Below are 17792 nucleotides of genomic sequence, written 5' to 3' on the forward strand. Positions count from 1 at the left end.
CTATCGCAAGCTGTTTATCGCGGCTGCCGTCACTAGGCCCCGCTACCGGCCAGACGGCTTTGGGCCTGCTCCGCCAAACCGTCTCGCAGCACCTGCGCCGGCCCGCTCATGTCGCGGTCGCGCGACCACACCACGGCAAGCACCGGATCTTCCAGTGACAGCAACCGGCGTGTGACCAGGCCCTGGCGTTCAGCGTAGTGCGCGCCCAGGCTTTCAACGATGGCTACGCCCAGGCCCTCTGCCGCCAAAGCGCAGGCGGCCGACGATTGCGCCACCTCGATAATCGGCCGATAGGGAAGTCCGCGCGACTCCAGCGCATGGCGCGTGGCGCGGCCGGCGGGCAGGGCGGGCGCCAGCACAATGGGGCCGGCGGCGGCCACGTCTTGCAGCGCCAACACGGGCTGGCGCGCCCAAGCATGATTCTTGGGCATGACCGCATGCAAGGCCAAGGGCGCCAGCCGCAGGCTGCTGACGCGGGCGATGTCCGACGGCGCGCCGATGATGATGCCCAGATCGATGCGGTGGTCCACGGCCATTTCGATGATCTCCAGGGCGGTGCCCGCGCGAACGGTCACCGCCACGGCGGGATGTGCGCGGCGCATGCCTGCCATGGCCGCAGGCAGCAGGCTGGACGCGGCAATGGCCACCGCGCCCACGTCCAGCCGCGCCAGCGCGCCTTGCCGAATGTCCACGGCCAAGCGGTCGACGGCCTCGATGCCGGCCAGGGCGTTGAGCACTTCGGGGATCAGTGCGCGCCCCTGGCTGGTGAGGTGCAGGCGGCGGTTCTCGCGGCTGAACAGTGCAAAGCCCAGCCGTGTTTCCATGTCGCGCAACAGCGCGCTGGCGGCCGGCTGCGTCATGTTGACCGACGCAGCTGCGGCGGTGACGGTGTCGTGCCGATACATGGCGCGCAGCAGCAGCAATTCTCGTCGGTGGAACATATGAATTTCATATGGAAATAGTCAATTCATCTATTTGACCATATGAAGAAGCCGCCGCCAGAATAGCCGCATCGTCTCCCGCCGTGTACCCATTGCGGTTCATTCATCACTACGCCGACCATGCCCGCCAACACCATTGTCTCTGTCGACTGCATCCCGCTACGCCTGCCGTTTCATCACTGGAGCCCGTCGCCGTTGTTCGCCGGCCGTCCGCGCGACAAGCTGGACAGCGCGCTGGTGCGCGTGCAGACCGAGGACGGCACGGTGGCCTGGGGCGAATCGTATTGCGTGGAACCGCGCGCCTTGACGGCGATTTTCCAGACGCTGATCGCCCCGCTGGCCTGCGGGCGCGATGCGGATGACGACGCCTTGCTGCCCGGCATGCAACGCACGCTGCACAACCTGGGTCGGTCCGGCCCCGTGGTGCACGCGCTGGCCGGCCTGGACATTGCGCTGTGGGACCTGCGTGCCAAGCGAGCCGGCGTGCCGCTGCACCAATTACTGGGCGGCAAGCGCCGCGAACGCGTGCGCGTCTATGCGTCATTGCTTCAGTACTACGGCAATGCTGAACGGCTGGATGCCGTCACGACGCGCGCCTTGAACGAGGGCTATACCGAGATCAAGTTGCACGAGCGCACCGCCGATGCGCTGGCTGCCGCGCGCCGCAGCGCGGGGCCGGCCGTGCCGATCATGGTGGACACAAACTGCGCCTGGCTGCCGGACGAGGCCGAGTCCGCAATCGCCGCCATGCTGCCGCATGATCCGTTCTGGATCGAAGAGCCGCTTTGGCCGCCGGAAGATGACCGTGCGCTGGCTCGCTTGAAGCGCGCCTGCAATGTGCCGCTGGCCGTGGGCGAGAACGCCGCCAGCGCCATGGACCTGGAACGCGTCGTGGACAACGAAGCCGCGCAGTATGTGCAGCCCAGCGTCATCAAGCTGGGCCTGACCGCCGCGTGGCGCATCGCGCAGAAGTGCGCGCAAACAAGCGTCGTCTGCGCACCGCAGGTGGCGTTCTTTGGTCCGGGCTTTCTGGCCAGCCTGCACTTGATCGCCGCGCAGCAGACCGAGGTCTCGCTGGAACGGCTGTACGTGGAACTTGCCCACGTGCCCTATGCGCACAGCGTGCCCATTGCCGATGGTTGGGTCCACGTGCCGGACGGGCCGGGGCTGGGCGCGGACCCGGAAGCGGCACTCGTTGAAGGACGATACAGCGCCTGACAGCACGTGCGCGATACAAAGCCCCTGACACGAAGCCCCTGACACGAAGCCCCTGACACGAAGCCCCTACACGAAGCGCCTACACGAATCCCCTGATACGCATCCCCTGATACGACGATAAGGCGGGCCCAAAGAGGCCGCCTCGAACATATTCCTGGAGACAAACCCCATGCACCCCTCGCGCAGAGCCTTCCTGATCAACGGCCTGACCATGGCAACGGGCGCGGCCATCCTGCCGTGGACTTTTGCGGCGCGCGCCGCGCAGTATCCCGATAAGCCGGCCCGCCTGATCATCCCCTACCCACCGGGCGCCGCCACCGACACGCTGGGCCGCATGGCGGGGCAGGTATTCGCGGACGCACTGGGCCAACCCTTCGTCGTGGAAAACCGGGGCGGGGGCGGCACTACGATAGGCACGCGCGCGGTGGCGGTGTCCGCGCCGGACGGCTACACCATCGGCATGGTCGACTCCACGTTCACCATCAACCCCGGGCTACTGGGCGACCGCCAGCCCTACGACGCCATCAAGGATTTTGCACCGGTCTCGCTGATGGCGACCGCGCCGTTCGTCATGGTGGTGCATCCGTCGGTCAAGGCAAGCGACGTTGCGTCCTTTGTCGCGCTGGCCAAGGCGCAGCCGGGCACGCTGTCGTTCGGGTCGGCGGGGGTGGGCAGCGGTCCGCATCTGGCAGGCGAGCAACTGCGCCAACAGGCCGGCGTGGACGTGTTGCACGTGCCGTACCGTGGTGGCGGCACCGTCATCACGGACCTGCTGGGCGGCCAGGTGCAGTTCGCCTTCGCCACCGTTCCCACGCTGCTGGAACACATCAAAGGCGGGCGCCTGAAAGCCTTGGCCGTCACCAGCCCGCAACGCGCCAGCCAGCTGCCCGACGTGCCCACGTTCACCGAGGCAGGCCTGCCGGGCGTGGACATTTCGCCACTGTTTGGCCTGGTGGCGCCGGCCGGCGTGCCGGAACCCATCATTCAGAAGCTGTCGGCAACGCTGGCTGAATCCGTGCGCAAGGGCGCACTGGGCGACAAACTAGCCGGGCTGGGCTTTCAGCCGGTGGGCAGCACGCCGGCCGAATTCGCGCAGCGAATCCGCGACGATGTGGCCAAGTGGACGGCGGTGATCCAGCGGGGCGGGATCAAGGCAGAGTAGGGGGCGCGGACAGGCATCGCGCTTGTTGACGGCGTGGCGGACTTTGCGTCCACCACCGAGGCGCAGTTCGACGCGCTTTTTGCGGTGCACGTCAAGGGCGTGTTCTTTCTTACCCAGGCCTTGCTGCCGCTGCTGGCGGACGGCGGGCGCACCGTCAACTTCCCCGCGCACGTTGGTCGCCGCATTGCGCATGACGACCGCCATGTTGTCGCCGCAGGATTTTTCTCCGCCGATGGCCAGTACCGGCATGGCCAGCTTGGTTTTCGACAACGCGACGTTGTCGGCGACGTCGTGCATGGCGATGGCATTGAACTGGCGGTCTCAGCCTTGCATAGGCGTACACAACTCGACCAGCGTGCCGTCGGGGCAGCGCAGGTACGACACCACCTGACCCCAAGGTTTGGCGGTCGGGGCGCTTAGCTCGGTTGCGCCCCGCGACAAGGCCCGGGCATGGGCGGCGGCCACGTCATCCGTCACAAACGCCACCTCCATGCCCAGCGGCTTGGCCGACGCCGACGCTTCGACGTGCCCGGTGGCGAAGTTCATTGCCCCCAATTCATGCGCCGCGAACGCCAGCGTGGTGGCCCCCGTATCAAGCTCACCGTAGGTTTTTGACTCGTGCAGGAACCGCACCGGAAAACCGAACGCGCCTTCAAAGAACGACAGGGATGCCGCCACGTCAGGCACATAGATGATGGTGTATCCAAACTTCATGAGGTGTGTCCTTGAAAGCGCTGGGTTAAGGGGGGGGCGAGCATACTGGAACAGAATAGGCAGTGCTGCTTTCAGACGGGTATTCGGCGGAAGACCGCCCGTACTTGATGCTGAGTAATGATGCCGACGCCAACACACTGTTAACGGCTTTTCGAAATCACGCCCGTCATGTATTTATTCAAATCGCGAAAGTCCTGAACCGTCCAGGCGTGCGGTGCAATTTTTACCCCGTTCTCTCGCAGCGTCCTCGGAATCAAGTCGCCATTTGGTCGCAAGATCACCGATGAAACAATGACGCCCGGATATTCTTGAAGACGTTTTTTGAACGCCGCAGTGGTCAGGTCGGGGGTGGGCGGATTACTTTTCTGGGCCAAAGGCCCGGTGCCCTTGATATCGGCCCCGTGGCACATGGCGCATCGCTGCGTGAAAAGGTTCTTGCCATTGACGTTCTGTGCCATGGAAAGGGGTGCTTGAGTCAGCGCTGCAACGGCTAGCGCAGCAATGCAGATTGCCCTGGATGTCATGTGATCTTGGTGTGTTGGCAGTGCAGATTCGGAAGCGCCGGATATATCGATCGCCCGCGCGTCATGGCGGGCTGCCGTGGCGGGCGGCATTATCGCAGACGGCATGGATTAAAGCGTGTGCCGCGTCCACATAGAACATCCGATACCCCCATCGGACATTCCTGCTGGCCCGCCGCGCGGCATGACGAGAACATCGTTCATTTCCAAACCTTCATTCAAAGGAAATGAGCATGACCAACTCTCTTGCAGGACAACGCATCGTGGTCGTCGGCGGCGGCTCGGGCATGGGCCTGGCCCTAAGCGCCCGGTTGCTGAGCATGCATTGCGACGTCGTGATCGTGGGCCGATCGCGCGACAAACTGGACGCCGCGGCCACGCAGCTGCAAGCGTTTGGCGAGCCGCGCGTGTGTCAGGCGGACGTGACCAGCGAAGCGCAGGTGCAGCGGCTTTTCGAAGACATCGGCCACGTGGACCATCTGGTTTGCACCGCCGCCGACATCCGGGGCGCCTACGAACTGCTGCCCGACCTGGCTCTGGACGCGCTGGACCGGGCGATCCGCTCGAAAGTTGTCGCGCCCATCTTGCTGGCCAAGCATGGTGCCGCACGGATGCCGGCGCACGGTTCAATCACGCTGACCTCGGGCATTGCCGCCTATCGACCCCGGCCCAAGGGCGTGGCGGTGGCCGCGATCAATGCCGCGTTGGAAGGGGTGGTGCGCGCAATGGCGGTCGAGCTGGCGCCGGTGCGCGTCAACGCGGTGTCGCCGGGATGGGTGCGCACGCCGATCTGGAACGATGTGGCGGGCGCCGGCAGTGACGCGTTGCTGGCGTCGATGGCCGAGCGGCTGCCGGTGGGGCGGGTGGGCACCGGCGACGATATCGCCGATGCCATCCTCTTTCTACTTGGCAACGGCTACACGACCGGCACCGTGCTGCACGTCGATGGCGGGCATCGCCTGGTCTGAGCCCAGGGTCGCAAGCCGGATCATCTGAATGAACGCCGCAACCTGGCGCGTGGGTTCGCGATGCAGCGTAATAAGGCAGATGGGCAGGCCTACTCCCTGTGTGGCCAACGGCCGCCATACGGGCTGCGCCGCCGTGACGGCCGGGCCCATGGCCATCCTGGGAAGGATCGATATGCCCAAGCCGGCGGACACCATCTGCATCAAGGCCGGCACGCTGTCGGCCACGGCGCGAACGTGGGGCCGGACGGGGGCGTCCTGCAACAGGGCCTCAAGGTATTCCCGATACCGGCAGCCCTGCATCGTAACGATCAGCGGGTAGGCGGCCAGCGCGTGCGGGCGGATTTCGCTTGCGTGCGCCAACGGATGGCCGGGCGGCAGCACGACGCCCGGCCTGTCCCGGGCTATGGTCTCCACGCGGAGCCTGGCGTTGTCGGCCGGCCAGCCGTGCACCAGCCCCAGGTCGGCCGTTGCGTCCAGCACCGCCTGCGCGGTGTCCGAGGAATTTCTTTCCTGGACCGCAACCTGGGTGGCGGGATACAGCTCGGCAAGCGCCAGCAGTTGCGGAACCAGCACGCTGGTGCACAAGGTTTGCGGCGCGGCCACGCGGATAGTGTCGCCCGGATCATCGACGTTGTCGCGAACCTGCCGGAACGCTTCATCGGCCAACGCAAGCAGCTCGCGGGCGCGCGAGGCCAGCCTTTCCCCCGCCGCCGTCAGTTGCAAGCGGTTGTTCTGGCGAATGAACAGCGCATGACCCACGCTGTCTTCCAGCGCTCGCACCTGTTCCGTCACGCTGGGCTGCGACAGGTGCACGCGTTTGGCGGCTTGCGTGAAGTTCAACGTCTCTGCTGCGGCAATGAAAATCTTCAGCTGTCGTAGTTGGAACATGGGGTGGTCGCGGAGGGATAGGGGAAGGGGGCGGCGGCGCGTCGGCGGCATTACGCGCGCCGCATGAATTCCAGGAAAGCCTCGGCGGTCAGCGGTCGGCTGATCAGATAGCCTTGAATGCAGTCACAGCCCGCGTCTTTCAGCGCATCGGCCTGGTGTTGGTGTTCCACGCCTTCGGCGATGGTCTTCATGCCCAGCGCGCGGGCAAGGCCGACAATGCTTCGGATGACCGCCGACGCTGTCTCTGACGCCAGCAATTCCCGGACGAACGACCGGTCGATCTTGAGCGTGTCCACAGGCAGACGGACCAGGTAGCTAAGGCTGGAGTAACCGGCGCCAAAGTCATCCAGCGATGTGGATATGCCGGCGCCTTTCAACGCGGCCAGCACCGATGTTGCCATGTCGATATCGCCCAGCAAGCCGTCTTCCGTGATTTCGATATCCAGCAGGGCGGGGCAGACGCGGTGCCGCCGCGCGGCATCAAGAATGCGGTCTGCCAGGCCCTTGTCCAGCGGTTGCCGAGGCGACAGGTTCAGGCTGGTCCGGGGTACGGTGACGCCCAGCTGTTGCCATACGGCGATTTGGCGGCAGACGGCATCGAACAGCCAATCGGCCAGATGGCCCTCGTAGGAAGAATCAAGCAGCAACGCCAGAAACGCGTCCGGCGTCAGCAAGCCGCGTTGGGGATGACGCCAACGAAGCAGCGCCTCGACGCCGGCCAGGGAACTGTCGGCCAAGGCAATCTGCGGCTGAAAATGCAGTTCAAACTGATTCGTCGAAAACGCGGCACCAAGCTCAGAGCGCAGTGCCAAGCGGTCGCGCATGCCCCGGTCCAGCGCCGCGTCATACACGCGGATATGAAGACCTCCCGAGGACTTTGCGGCGTACATGGCGGTGTCGGCCTGGCTCAGCAACGCCTCGGCGGATTCGGGTTTTGCTCCAAGCAGCGCGATACCAATGCTGGCAGAAAGCAATAGCGATCGACCGCCTGTTTCAAATGGCGCCGCAAGCGTATCCAGCACGGCCCGCGCGCACGCTTGCGCGGCGCTTTCCGAGGTGTTGCGCAACACCAGAACAAACTCGTCACCGCCCACCCGCGCGGCAAAACACGTGGGTTCGACCAGGGTGTTCAGCCTGTTGGCAAACGCGCGCAGCAACGCATCGCCGACGGCATGGCCGAATGCGTCGTTGACGTCTTTCAGGTGGTCCAGATCGATAAACAGCACCGCTACACGGGCGCCCTTGCCGGCGCTACTCAAGCCCGCATCCGCGACCGCGCCTGCTAGCGTTTCCATGCACTTGCGGCGATTCGGCAAGCCGGTCAGATAGTCGTGACTGGCTTCGAATTCCAGTTGTGCCGCGTGCTCGTGTTGGCCCGTGACGTCGCGAAACAGCACCGTGATGCCTTCATCGTGGCGAAACGATCGCGCTTCAAACCAGGTGCGCAGCGGGGCGTAATAAGCGGTGTGGCGACCGGGGACGCCCGTGGCCGCCGTCTGCTGGTAAATCCGGTAATAGCCCGAGTCCACCAGGTCCGGGTAACACTGCCAGATGTCGCGCCCAAGAAGGTTTTGCCGGTCCTGCTGCAAGTAGCGTTCGGCGGTGTCGTTCAGGTACGTAAACCGCCACGACTTGTCGATCGACATGAACCCGTCGCTTAGGCTGTCCAGCATTTCCGCCAGATGCTCCGGTGCAGGTTGACGCGAGTCGGCAGGGGGCGACTGGGTTGGGCGAGGGGCGGGGCGTCGTGCCATTGTTGGATCTTCGTTCGCGTCGGACCAAGAAAGGCATGACAGGTCCGCAAACCGTGGATCGATGTATTTTAGCGGCCCTCGCGGCCACCGGAAATCAGGGGGGCGCAGGCATGCGCCGCGTGGAGAAAAGCGCTGCTGTCTACCCCCTTTTAACGTTCGGTTTCAGCTCGCATACAGATTCGTCAGCGATGCTTTCAGGAAGCCGCCATCCACCACGATGTCCTGCCCATTCACATAGTGCGACGCGTCGCTGGCCAGAAAGGCCACGGCGCCCGCGATGTCCGAGGGAAGGCCGATGCGTCGCGCCGGGATGTGGGCGACGCGTTTTTGCAGCACGGCGTCGTCGCGGTAATGGGGTTCCGACAGCGGCGTGCGGATCATCCCCGGGCTGATGGCGTTGGTGCGTATGCCCAGGGGGCCCCATTCCACCGCCATCTGGCGGGTCAGCGCCAGTAGGGCAGACTTGGTCGAACCGTAGGCGCCCACACGCGTGGGCGTGTGGGCAGAGATCGACGCCACATTGATGATGCTGCCCGCCTGTTGTTCGCGCATCAGCGGAAACAGCTGCTGTGCGCACAGCAACGCGCCGCGCAGATTGACGCGAAAGATGCGGTCCCATAAGTCGATCGGGAACGCCTCCAGGCCCACCGGCGCGGCGCTGATGGCCGCGTTGTTGACCAGTATGTCGCAGCGGCCGAAGCGCTGCGCCACTTGCGCGGCCATATCCGCCACCGCGTCCGGATCTGCGATATCGCAGCACAGGTTCAGCGGGCCATCCGCCTGGACGCTGGCGTCGCCCGCGTTGACGTCCACCTGCACGACGGCCGCGCCCATCGATTGCAGTTGCCGGCAGATGGCCAGGCCGATGCCGCCGCTGGCGCCGGTGACCACGGCCACGCGGCCTTGCAAGGCGTTTACCGCAAAGGGCGTGTTCAAAGAGGTATCCATGCGCGCCGCCTACTTGTTCTTCAAGTCGGCCACTTGCGCCAGGCCTTGCCAGATGACCGCGTCGCGCTTGATCGATGCCGCGAATTCCTTGGCGGAGATATCCGCGGGGATGATCATGTTCTGGCCTTCGATTTTTTCGCGGACGTCGGGGGCGTGCTGCGCGCGATAGATCTCGGTGTTGAGCCGGTCGATGATCTGGGGCGGCGTGCCCGCCGGCGCAAAAACGCCATACCAGCCATCGGCTTCGAAGTTGTAGCCTTGTTCGGCCAGCGTCGGTACATCCATCGTGGCGGGCCAGCGCCGCGAACCCGTCTGGCCCAGCGCGACCAATTTGCCGCTACGCATGAACGGAATCGGCGAGGCGATGTCCATGAAGCCGACGCTGATGGTGTTGGCGATCAGGTCGGTGCTTTCCGTGACCAGCTGCTTGTACGGAATGTGCGGCATGTCCAGACCGTAGTGCGCCTTGATGCCTTCCATGGCCAGGTTGCCGGATGAGCCCGTTCCCCACGAACCGTACGCCAACTTGCCGGGGTTGGCCTTGGCATAGGCGACCATGTCCGCCAGGTTCTTGAACCCCATGCTGGGGTTGGCGACCAGCAGGATGCCCGCCGCGCCGACCTGCGCAATGGGCAGCAGGTCTTTGTCCGGGTCGTAAGGCAGCGAGGGCAGCACCACCGGGTTCAGCAAGATGGCGGACGAGGGCGCCAGCAGCAAGGTGTAGCCGTCGGGCGCCGCCTTGGCCACCGCGTCGCACGCAATCATGCCGTTGGCGCCGGGCTTGGATTCCACGACGATGGGCTGCCCAAGCGTCTTGGACAAGGGGGCGGCGATCAGGCGGGCAAAAATGTCGCCACCCGCGCCGGGTGAACCGGCGACGACCAGGCGAATGGGGCGGTCGGGCCAAGCGCTGGGGGCGGCCAGGGCGTTGACGCCCAGGCCCAACAGCACGCCGCCCAGCAGGATGGCCCGTCGGGCGGGAAGGGGGTGGGTCATGGCTTGTCTCCGGAATGTTTGAATTGATTTTTCAATTCACTTTTGAGTTATCTGGAGCTCTAAATTCTAGGTAGCTGAACCGGCTTGGCTATAGCTCGGGGCGCAGATCAGAACTGCATGAATCGAAGGAGTGATGGGCATGGCCGATGGCGGCGCGCGGTGCCGGCGTGCTGCATTTTTTGCAGAAGACATCTTCAGAATTCGGCGGAATGGATCGCGCGGCGGCTCGATACACTTTCGCGGGGACAACTGAAAAAGAGCAAGCCATGCCTTTCACCATTCGCCGCCGTCTGCTGCTGACAGGCGCGGTGTTCAGCGCACTGTTTTCCTTTTCGGCCGCCGCGCAAACGGCGTATCCGGACAAGCCCGTGCGGCTTGTGGTCCCGTATCCGCCGGGGGCCGCTACGGACGCCATCTCGCGCGCGTTCGCCCAGCAACTCGGGGCAATCATGGGGCAGACTGTGGTGGTGGAAAACCGGCCGGGCGCCGGCTCTGCCATCGGCATCATGGCCGTCAAGAACCGGCCCGCCGACGGCTACACCTTGCTGGTGCATGCCGAAGGTTTCTACAGCGCGAAGCTGACGACGCCCGGCGCGGGATACGAATTTTCGGACTTCGACATCCTGGCCCCGCTGGCCCAAAGCAGCTACGCCTTCATCGTGCCGGCCGACCGCGGCTGGAACTCGCTTCAGGACCTGAAAGGCGTGAAGCGCGAAATGGACATCGGCATTGCGGACCTGGGCATCGGCACCTATTCCACCTTGGCGGCCAGGCTGGCAGCAAGCCTGGGCACGCAATACCGCCCGATTCCCTTCAAGGGCGGGGCCGAAGGGCTGACGGCCATCCTTGGCGGCCAGATCGACGGCTACTTCACCACGATCGGCACCACGCAAAGTGTCAAGGACAATCCGCACGTCAAGGTGCTGGCCTACACCGGGCGGCCGGGCAGCGTAAGCCATCTGCCGGGCGTGAAGACGTTTGCCGAGCTTGGCGTGCCCGACATGGTGTTTCACAGCAGCTACAGCGTGGCGGTGCGCAGCGGTATTCCCGAACCCGTGCGTACGCAGCTTGCAAACTTCGTCAGGCAGGCCGCGACGTCAACGGCGATGGACAAGGCCCGGCAGGATCTGTATCTGGACGGCTACCGCGGCAGCCTGGACGACTACAAGCAAGAGCAGCTGCGTTTGTCGGCCGAGTTCGAGGCCAGCGCAAAGCAGCGCAAGCGCGAGTGATCGCAGCGGCACTCTGTGCCGGATAACAGCGGGCACATAGAACCAGCAGGCGCGCGGGCAGGCGTATGATTTCAGGCGAAGGACCAGCACCGGCCTGGCGGCGGGCCGCAAGCCCGCGCGCCAGCTTTGCATGCCACATGCTTCGCATCGCCCCGTCTGCCCGCCACGCGGATGGGAAGGAAGGCGTCGCGCCATGGACTATCTGCTTGCTGTCCGCCCGGGTAGCGCCTGCGCCACGGGGCTCCGGGCAGTGTCCCCGTCACTGACGGGTGATCACGATTTCCAGGTATTCACTGGGCACCACCACCCCGGCATCGCCAGAGCGATTGAACCGGTCTATTTGCGCTATCAGGTCGCTTTCCAGGGCGGCTTGCGCGGCGGGCTCCAGTACGGAAAACGCCTTGAGGACCGGGCCGTAATAGCTTTTGAAGACTTGCAGCCAGTGCGCCGGCGAGCGATACCGGAAAACGAAATGTCGCGGTTCCGCCTGGATCGCCTTGGCGTGTGCGCCGAACATCTCGTCGATACGCGCGCGGGTGCCCCACAGCGCGGGCGATTTGACGCCGGCCGGCGGGGGGACGTGCTTGCCGATCGTCTTGAAAATCTGGCCCACGAAGCCCTCCGGCGTCCAGTTGGCCATGCCGATCTTGCCGCCTGCACGGCAGACTCGGACCAATTCGGCGGCGGCCTTGTCCTGGTCGGCCGTGAACATCACGCCGAAGGTGGACATGACGGCGTCGAAGCTGCCGGGCGCGAAAGGCAGGGCTTCGGCGTCGGCTTCCTGAAACTCGATCTTCAGCCGTTCGGCGGCGGCGCGTTCGCGGGCTCGGCTCAACAGCGCGGGCACATAGTCGGTGGCGACGACCTCGCACCAACGCCGCGCCGCCGCCAGCGACGCATTGCCGTTACCGGCCGCCACATCAAGCACCTTTTGCCCGGCGCGCACATCCATCGCCTCGCACAGTTGTTCGCCGACGATCTGAAGCGTGGTGCCGACCACGGCGTAGTCACCGCAAGACCAGGTGGCTTGCTGGCGGGTTTTTACGGCGGCCAGATCGGGCGGCGCGGCAGCCGGCGCAAGAGGAACGGCGGCAATATCGGTTGGGGACATAGCTGGACTCCATTGACACAAGGTGAAGGCGTGGGCGGATATCGCCGACGCGGTGCCGATGCGCGGACGAAAGGCTATTCGGGTAGCGCACGACCGGGTCTCAACCGTAGAGCGGGCGCGTGGAGGCCAACGTGGTAGCCGGCGTGGAATTCGCGTCGACCGGGGGGGAGGGTATTCCCCAGAGCGGCGCCATTCATATCCAGCTGCTGGGGCCGATGGCGATCCGCCGCGCGGGCGTGGCCCTGCCGCTGCCGCCATCGCGCAAGCTGCGCGCGCTGGTGGCATACCTGGCGCTGGCCACGCACCCGGTGTCTCGGGCATATCTGTGCGAACTGCTCTGGGACCTGCCGAACGATCCGCGCGGCGAGCTTCGTTGGTGCCTCAGCAAGGCGCGCCCGTTGCTGGACGACGCGGACCAACGCCGCGTGCAGGCCGCGCAAGACAGCGTGACGCTGGACCTGCACGACTGCCACGTGGATGGGGTCGACATTGAAGAGGCGATGCGGCAGGGCATTGGCAACGTGGGCGTGGAACCATTACGCGCGATGGCGGCGCTGTTCGTCGGAGAATTCCTGGAGGGGCTGCACATCCGGTCCTGCCCGATGTTCGATAGCTGGCTGGTGGCGCAGCGGCGGCGGTTCCGGGCATGCCAGGCCGCGGTGTTGGAACATTTGGCGGCGCTGCTGCCGGACGGCTCTGAAGAGCGCTACGACTGCCTGGACAAATGGTTGCGCCTGGCGCCGTTCGATCGCCACGCGCACATGCTGATGCTGCAATCGCTCAGTGCGCGAAAGCAGCTTCGCGAAGGCGAAGAACACGTGGCCGCCGCGATTCGCGCGTTTGAAGACGAAGGGCTGGACTGGCGACCGTTGCGCGATGCGTGGAGCCAATTGAGGCGGCAATTGGGGCGGGCGCCATCCGACCCGCCTGAACCGCTGGCGGGCTCGGGCAAGGCGGTGCTAGCCGTGCAGGCAGAAGGCAGCAAGGATCACACCGGTCGCGCCTCGATTGCCGTGATGCCGTTCGCGGACGCGTCAGCACCTGGCGGGGTGCGGGGCGGCCTGGGCGATGGCCTGGCTTACGACATCATCACGCGATTGGCAAAGCTGCGTAGCCTGTTCGTCATTGCGCAGGGCACCGTGTTTGCCCTGGATCAGCGCAGCGTGGGGCCTGAAGAGGCCGGGCGGACGCTGAATGTGGACTTCGTGGTCAGCGGCTTGCTGCGACGGCACGCCAAGCGGATCGTCGTTGACGTGGCGCTGGTCGAGGCGCGCACCGCGCGCATCGTGTGGGCGGAAACGTTCGATCACCCGATGGACGACGCCTTTGTGGCGCTGGACGACATCGGCAACCGGATCGTCGCCTCGGTCGACATCGAAATTGAATCCGCCGAGCGCGAGCGCGCCATCCTTACGCCGCCGAATTCGCTGGACGCCTGGTCGGCCCATCATCGCGGCCTGTGGCACATGTACCGGTTCAACCGGGCGGATAACGCGCGGGCAAGGCATTTCTTCGAGTTGGCGCTGCGGCTGGATCCCACGTATTCGCGGGCGTACGCCGGGCTGTCGTTCACGCATTGGCAGGACGCATTCCAACGTTGGGGCGAGCAAAATTCGTCGGTCGATCTCGCGTACAAAGCGGCCGGCCAGAGCCTGATCGCCGACGACCGGGACCCCGCTGCGCATTGGGCCATGGGTCGGGCGCTGTGGCTGCGCGGCAGCCAGGAGCCGTCATTGTCGGAATTGCAGCGCGCCGTGGACCTGAGCCCGAACTTTGCGTTGGGCCACTACACCTTGGGTTTTGTCCATTGCCAATCCGGCGACGCGCAGGCGGCGATTGGCTCTGCCGATCATTCGCGCCATCTGAGCCCCTTCGATCCCTTGATGTTCGGCATGCTGGCGGTTCGCGCGCTGGCTTTGGTGCGGTTGGGCCGGGTCGCCGAGGCCGCCGACTGGGCGGTCAAGGCGGCCATGCGTCCCAACGCTCACGTGCACATCCTGGCTATCGCCGCGCACTGCCTGGCGCTGGCAGACAGGCAGGACGAGGCGCTGGCGTTTGTGGCGCTCATTCATCAGTCGAATCCCGCCTATGGCATCTCAAATTTCCTGGACGCGTTCCGCCTGACGCCCGACACGCAAGCCCTGTTCAAGAATGCCGCCAGGCGAATCGGCTTCGAGTGACGCACGCAGAATGCACGCGGGCCCGCGCGCCACCACCGACCCATGGCAGCGCGCCCGCGCTCAGATCTTCGGCCAGGCTTACTTGCCGTTCGCGCCCACCAGCACCGGCTTGTCGCGATATTTATCCGGGAACGTCTTCGCCAGATTTTCCACCTTGGGCACGTCGTTGATCACGATGTACATGCTGTTCGGATTACGCACCAGGTAATCCTGGTGATAGCCCTCGGCAGGGTAGAACGCTTGCAGCGGTTCCACGGTGGTGGCCAATGGCTTGGAATACACGCCGGTCTTGTTCAGCTGCGCGATATAGGCTTCGGCCACCTTGCGCTGCCCGTCATTCGCCGGGAACACCGTGGAACGATATTGCGTGCCACGGTCGGGGCCCTGGCGGTTCAGTTGCGTGGGGTCGTGGGCGACGGAAAAGTAGATTTGCAGCAGTTGCCCGTAGCTGACCTGCTTGGGGTCGTAGGTGATCTCGACGGCTTCGGCGTGGCCCGAGCGGCCGCCGCTGACGGTGTCGTAGTTGGCCGTGTCGGTCTTGCCGCCGGCGTAGCCCGAGACGGCGTTGCTGACGCCTTTGACATGCTGGAACACGGCCTGCACGCCCCAGAAGCAGCCGCCGGCGATGACGGCCTTTTCTTGCGCGGCGGCGGCCTGAGCTTCGTCGACAGACGGGGCGGGGATGATGAACGCGGTTTCAGCGGCGCGGGACGCACCCGCGCCCGCTGCCAGCAGGCCGCACGCGGCGGCAAGCGCGGCGCAGAATTTTTTGGCTTGGAAGTTCATGGTCAGAGGATTCCTGAAAGAAAGGGGTAGCGGCTTGGCGCCTCAGCCCTGTGCGGCAAAGGTCATGGCGACCCCGTTCATGCAGTACCGCAGGCCGGTGGGGCGGGGGCCGTCATCAAAGACGTGGCCCAGGTGCCCACCGCAGTTGGCGCAATGCACGGCGGTGCGGACCATGCCGAAGCCGGTGTCGCGCGTTTCGCCCACGGCGTTGGGCAGTGGCTGCCAGAAGCTGGGCCAGCCGGTGCGGCTGTCGAATTTGGTGCTGGACGAGAACAGGTGCTGCTCGCAGCCGGCGCACGAAAACGTGCCGGTGCGGTGTTCGTCGTTCAACGGGCTGGTGTAGGGGCGTTCGGTGCCCTCGCGGCGCAACACCTGGTATTGCGCGGGCGTCAACCGGGCGCGCCATTGCTCGTCGGTCAACGCGTAGGGAAAGGAGGCAGCGGCGGCGGTGCCGGCCGAGGCGTTACGCGGGGTCAGCCAGGGGGCCAGACCCGCGGCAAGCGCGGCGGCGCCGCCCAGCGTCAGGAAGTGTCTGCGGTTCAAAGTCATGGCGTGGCTCCGTCAACAATGCGGCATGCCGGGCGCGGGCCAATCGGGCGGCCCGCGCGCGTGCGGCTTGCTGCGCTTACTTGCTCATTCCGTCCTTGGACATCGAATCCTTCTTCATGCCGTCGTGCGACATGCCATCCTTGGCCATGCCGTCTTTCGCCATGCCGTCCTTGGCCATGCCATCCTTGGACATCCCGTCTTTCGCCATGCCGTCCTTGGCCATGCCGTCTTTCGCCATGCCATCCTTGGCCATGCCGTCCTTCGCCATGCCATCCTTCGACATCCCATCCTTGGCCATGCCGTCTTTGGACATCGAGCTCTTGCTCATGCCGTCTTTGCTCATGCTGTCCTTGCCCATGGTGTCGGCGGCGTGCGCGGCGACGGCGCCAAATGCCAGGCACAGGGAGAAAGCGGCGGTGGTGATTTTCTTCATGATGCGTTCCTTTGATGGAGGGGGTAAGACAGGAATTTCACCTAGCTTCCGCCGAACCAGTTGTAGCCCTGGTCCTCCCAGTAACCGCCTGGGTAGGTGTTGGTGACGAAAATGGCCTGTATATGCTTGGGGTTCTTGTAGCCAAGCTTGGTAGGCATGCGCAGCTTCATGGGGAAGCCGTACTCGGGGGGCAACGTCTTGCCGTCATAGGTCAGCGCCAGGATGGTCTGCGGGTGCAGCGCCGTGGGCATGTCGATGCTGGTGTAGTAGTCGTCCGCGCATTTGAAGCCGACGTACTTGGCCGTCAGGTCCGCGCCGACACGTTTCAGAAAGGTTGAGAAGGGCACGCCGCCCCATTTGCCGATGGCGCTCCAGCCTTCCACGCAAATGTGGCGCGTTACCTGGTCCACCTGCGCCATGGCGCGCAGTTCTTCCAGGCGCCATTGGCGCTTGTCGGCCACCATGCCGGTCACTTCCAGGCGGTACGATTCCTCTTGCACGTGGCGCACTTCGTCGATGCCGTAGTACGCGTTGAAGGGAAACGGCCGGGTAATCATGGATTCCGGATAGGTGGGCGCCAGCTTGTTCGGGTCGAACAGCCAGCCTTGCACGCGGTCGTTGAAGCGCGACACCGATGTCAGCGCCTTTTCCACGTTTTCGTCGTCCGACAGCGAACACCCGGACAGCATCGCCACGCCACCCAGCGTCAGGCTGTTGCGCAGGAAGGCGCGGCGCGACGGCTGCTCGACGCGCCGGGCAAGCAGGTTCCTGGCTTCTTTCAGAATGGCCGCGCCGTCCAGGCCCAGCAGCGACAAGCGTTTCTTTTGGCTCATGTCGGGCTCCTTATTTGCCGCGGATCATGGCGATCAGACTACGGGGCACCAGCGCCACCATCACCAGATGCACCGCCACGAACGCCACCAGCAGGGCCATGGCGACAAAGTGGATGCGGCGCGCGAATTCATAGCCGCCCATCAAGTCGCGCAGCATGCTGAACTGCACGGACTTCCACAGCACCAGGCCGGACAAGACCAGCACGGCGATATCGACGATGACGAACAGGTAGGCCAGCTTTTGCACCTGGTTGTAGTGGCGCAGGTCGCCGTGGGACAGCTTGCCGTGCAAGGCCGCGTTCAGGTCCGTGGCGACGCCGCGCGGGCTGACGGGGAAGAATTTGCGCCGCAACCGGCCGGTGGCCAGGTTCAGCGTCAGGTACAGCAGCCCGTTGAAAAACAGCAGCCACATGCCGGCAAAGTGCCATTGCAGCGCGCCGCCCAGCCAGCCGCCCAGGGTGATGTTGTTGGGAAAGGCAAAGTCAAAGAACGGGGCGGCGTTATAAATGCGCCATCCGCTCATGACCATCAACACCACCGCCAGGGCATTGAGCCAGT

18 protein-coding genes and 2 pseudogenes are annotated in these 17792 nt (G+C 64.9%); 6 read left to right on the plus strand and 14 right to left on the minus strand.

The window, feature by feature from the left end; all coding sequences use genetic code 11:
- Window positions 1-32 precede the first annotated feature (32 nt).
- The gene (locus tag YH64_RS20730; RefSeq protein ID WP_143215467.1) at window positions 33-941 is read right to left on the minus strand and encodes a LysR family transcriptional regulator; all 909 of its coding nucleotides are present in this window, start codon (window positions 939-941) and stop codon (window positions 33-35) included.
- Between the two features lie 120 nt (window positions 942-1061).
- Between YH64_RS20730 and YH64_RS20735 the strand changes: the two genes are divergently transcribed.
- The 3 genes and pseudogenes from YH64_RS20735 to YH64_RS30835 form a co-directional block, all read left to right on the plus strand.
- Complete coding sequence (locus tag YH64_RS20735; protein ID WP_046806340.1) at window positions 1062-2159, plus strand: mandelate racemase/muconate lactonizing enzyme family protein; 1098 nt, start codon at window positions 1062-1064, stop codon at window positions 2157-2159.
- 169 nt (window positions 2160-2328) lie between these two features.
- Window positions 2329-3321 (plus strand): tripartite tricarboxylate transporter substrate binding protein, encoded by a 993-nt coding sequence (locus YH64_RS20740; protein WP_046806339.1) that lies wholly within the window; start codon window positions 2329-2331, stop codon window positions 3319-3321.
- Between the two features lie 36 nt (window positions 3322-3357).
- Window positions 3358-3481: pseudogene (locus tag YH64_RS30835) on the plus strand (3-oxoacyl-ACP reductase); the annotation flags it as partial.
- On the opposite strand, the pseudogene YH64_RS20750 reads toward YH64_RS30835, so the two are convergent.
- The 3 genes and pseudogenes from YH64_RS20750 to YH64_RS20760 form a co-directional block, all read right to left on the minus strand.
- Window positions 3478-3612 (minus strand): annotated as a pseudogene (locus tag YH64_RS20750) (alpha/beta hydrolase); the annotation flags it as partial. The pseudogenes YH64_RS30835 and YH64_RS20750 overlap by 4 nt on opposite strands.
- A 30-nt stretch (window positions 3613-3642) precedes the next feature.
- Window positions 3643-4035 (minus strand): VOC family protein, encoded by a 393-nt coding sequence (locus YH64_RS20755; RefSeq protein WP_046806338.1) that lies wholly within the window; start codon window positions 4033-4035, stop codon window positions 3643-3645.
- Between the two features lie 140 nt (window positions 4036-4175).
- Window positions 4176-4493, minus strand: a complete 318-nt coding sequence (locus YH64_RS20760; protein ID WP_370512768.1) for a cytochrome c — start codon at window positions 4491-4493, stop codon at window positions 4176-4178.
- A gap of 296 nt (window positions 4494-4789) precedes the next feature.
- On the opposite strand from YH64_RS20760, the gene YH64_RS20765 reads away from it, so the two are divergent.
- Window positions 4790-5524 carry an SDR family oxidoreductase gene (locus tag YH64_RS20765; RefSeq protein ID WP_143215468.1) on the plus strand — a complete coding sequence of 245 codons (735 nt, stop codon included), beginning with the start codon at window positions 4790-4792 and terminating at the stop codon, window positions 5522-5524.
- Here YH64_RS20765 and YH64_RS20770 read toward each other — a convergent pair.
- From YH64_RS20770 to YH64_RS20785, 4 genes are all read right to left on the minus strand, one after another.
- Window positions 5459-6412: a LysR family transcriptional regulator gene (locus YH64_RS20770; RefSeq protein ID WP_046806394.1), complete on the minus strand. Its 954-nt coding sequence runs from the start codon at window positions 6410-6412 to the stop codon at window positions 5459-5461. The genes YH64_RS20765 and YH64_RS20770 overlap by 66 nt on opposite strands.
- A gap of 50 nt (window positions 6413-6462) precedes the next feature.
- The gene (locus tag YH64_RS20775) at window positions 6463-8166 is read right to left on the minus strand and encodes an EAL domain-containing protein (RefSeq protein ID WP_255444616.1); all 1704 of its coding nucleotides are present in this window, start codon (window positions 8164-8166) and stop codon (window positions 6463-6465) included.
- A gap of 162 nt (window positions 8167-8328) precedes the next feature.
- On the minus strand, window positions 8329-9114 hold the full coding sequence (locus YH64_RS20780; RefSeq protein ID WP_185975408.1) for an SDR family NAD(P)-dependent oxidoreductase: 786 nt from the start codon (window positions 9112-9114) through the stop codon (window positions 8329-8331).
- Window positions 9115-9123: 9 nt separating this feature from the next.
- The gene (locus YH64_RS20785; protein WP_046806334.1) at window positions 9124-10110 is read right to left on the minus strand and encodes a tripartite tricarboxylate transporter substrate binding protein; all 987 of its coding nucleotides are present in this window, start codon (window positions 10108-10110) and stop codon (window positions 9124-9126) included.
- 266 nt (window positions 10111-10376) lie between these two features.
- On the opposite strand from YH64_RS20785, the gene YH64_RS20790 reads away from it, so the two are divergent.
- Complete coding sequence (locus YH64_RS20790) at window positions 10377-11342, plus strand: tripartite tricarboxylate transporter substrate binding protein (protein WP_052946082.1); 966 nt, start codon at window positions 10377-10379, stop codon at window positions 11340-11342.
- A 259-nt stretch (window positions 11343-11601) separates the two neighbouring features.
- Here the strand turns inward: YH64_RS20790 and YH64_RS20795 are convergent, their stop codons facing one another.
- Window positions 11602-12453, minus strand: coding sequence for a class I SAM-dependent methyltransferase (locus YH64_RS20795; RefSeq protein ID WP_046806333.1), 852 nt, complete (start codon window positions 12451-12453; stop codon window positions 11602-11604).
- 119 nt (window positions 12454-12572) lie between these two features.
- Between YH64_RS20795 and YH64_RS20800 the strand changes: the two genes are divergently transcribed.
- Window positions 12573-14633 carry a transcriptional regulator gene (locus YH64_RS20800; RefSeq protein ID WP_082134579.1) on the plus strand — a complete coding sequence of 687 codons (2061 nt, stop codon included), beginning with the start codon at window positions 12573-12575 and terminating at the stop codon, window positions 14631-14633.
- 78 nt (window positions 14634-14711) lie between these two features.
- Here YH64_RS20800 and msrA read toward each other — a convergent pair whose 3' ends face one another.
- From msrA to YH64_RS20825, 5 genes are all read right to left on the minus strand, one after another.
- Window positions 14712-15419 carry a peptide-methionine (S)-S-oxide reductase MsrA gene (gene msrA / locus YH64_RS20805; RefSeq protein ID WP_046806332.1) on the minus strand — a complete coding sequence of 236 codons (708 nt, stop codon included), beginning with the start codon at window positions 15417-15419 and terminating at the stop codon, window positions 14712-14714.
- A 42-nt stretch (window positions 15420-15461) separates the two neighbouring features.
- On the minus strand, window positions 15462-15968 hold the full coding sequence (gene msrB, locus YH64_RS20810) for a peptide-methionine (R)-S-oxide reductase MsrB (protein WP_046806331.1): 507 nt from the start codon (window positions 15966-15968) through the stop codon (window positions 15462-15464).
- A gap of 76 nt (window positions 15969-16044) precedes the next feature.
- On the minus strand, window positions 16045-16401 hold the full coding sequence (locus YH64_RS20815) for a pentapeptide MXKDX repeat protein (protein ID WP_046806330.1): 357 nt from the start codon (window positions 16399-16401) through the stop codon (window positions 16045-16047).
- 41 nt (window positions 16402-16442) lie between these two features.
- Window positions 16443-17234: a molybdopterin-binding protein gene (locus YH64_RS20820; RefSeq protein WP_046806329.1), complete on the minus strand. Its 792-nt coding sequence runs from the start codon at window positions 17232-17234 to the stop codon at window positions 16443-16445.
- Window positions 17235-17244: 10 nt separating this feature from the next.
- A partial coding sequence (locus YH64_RS20825; protein ID WP_143215469.1) for a cytochrome b/b6 domain-containing protein occupies window positions 17245-17792 on the minus strand: 548 nt, incomplete at its 5' end.

It is taken from the genome of Achromobacter sp. LC458 (assembly GCF_001005835.2).
GTDB lineage: Bacteria > Pseudomonadota > Gammaproteobacteria > Burkholderiales > Burkholderiaceae_B > Achromobacter > Achromobacter spanius_B.

Excerpts from the sequence above, each read along its gene's own strand:
- YH64_RS20765 (WP_143215468.1), top strand. The coding sequence starts at position 4,790 with ATGACCAACTCTCTTGCAGGACAACGCATCGTGGTCGTCGGCGGCGGC.
- YH64_RS20755 (WP_046806338.1), bottom strand. The coding sequence starts at position 4,035 with ATGAAGTTTGGATACACCATCATCTATGTGCCTGACGTGGCGGCATCC.
- YH64_RS20735 (WP_046806340.1), top strand. The coding sequence starts at position 1,062 with ATGCCCGCCAACACCATTGTCTCTGTCGACTGCATCCCGCTACGCCTG.
- YH64_RS20795 (WP_046806333.1), bottom strand. The coding sequence starts at position 12,453 with ATGTCCCCAACCGATATTGCCGCCGTTCCTCTTGCGCCGGCTGCCGCG.
- YH64_RS20770 (WP_046806394.1), bottom strand. The coding sequence starts at position 6,412 with ATGTTCCAACTACGACAGCTGAAGATTTTCATTGCCGCAGCAGAGACG.
- YH64_RS20815 (WP_046806330.1), bottom strand. The coding sequence starts at position 16,401 with ATGAAGAAAATCACCACCGCCGCTTTCTCCCTGTGCCTGGCATTTGGC.
- YH64_RS20780 (WP_185975408.1), bottom strand. The coding sequence starts at position 9,114 with ATGGATACCTCTTTGAACACGCCCTTTGCGGTAAACGCCTTGCAAGGC.
- msrB (WP_046806331.1), bottom strand. The coding sequence starts at position 15,968 with ATGACTTTGAACCGCAGACACTTCCTGACGCTGGGCGGCGCCGCCGCG.
- msrA (WP_046806332.1), bottom strand. The coding sequence starts at position 15,419 with ATGAACTTCCAAGCCAAAAAATTCTGCGCCGCGCTTGCCGCCGCGTGC.
- YH64_RS20740 (WP_046806339.1), top strand. The coding sequence starts at position 2,329 with ATGCACCCCTCGCGCAGAGCCTTCCTGATCAACGGCCTGACCATGGCA.
- YH64_RS20820 (WP_046806329.1), bottom strand. The coding sequence starts at position 17,234 with ATGAGCCAAAAGAAACGCTTGTCGCTGCTGGGCCTGGACGGCGCGGCC.
- YH64_RS20760 (WP_370512768.1), bottom strand. The coding sequence starts at position 4,493 with ATGGCACAGAACGTCAATGGCAAGAACCTTTTCACGCAGCGATGCGCC.
- YH64_RS20730 (WP_143215467.1), bottom strand. The coding sequence starts at position 941 with ATGTTCCACCGACGAGAATTGCTGCTGCTGCGCGCCATGTATCGGCAC.
- YH64_RS20775 (WP_255444616.1), bottom strand. The coding sequence starts at position 8,166 with ATGGCACGACGCCCCGCCCCTCGCCCAACCCAGTCGCCCCCTGCCGAC.
- YH64_RS20790 (WP_052946082.1), top strand. The coding sequence starts at position 10,377 with ATGCCTTTCACCATTCGCCGCCGTCTGCTGCTGACAGGCGCGGTGTTC.
- YH64_RS20785 (WP_046806334.1), bottom strand. The coding sequence starts at position 10,110 with ATGACCCACCCCCTTCCCGCCCGACGGGCCATCCTGCTGGGCGGCGTG.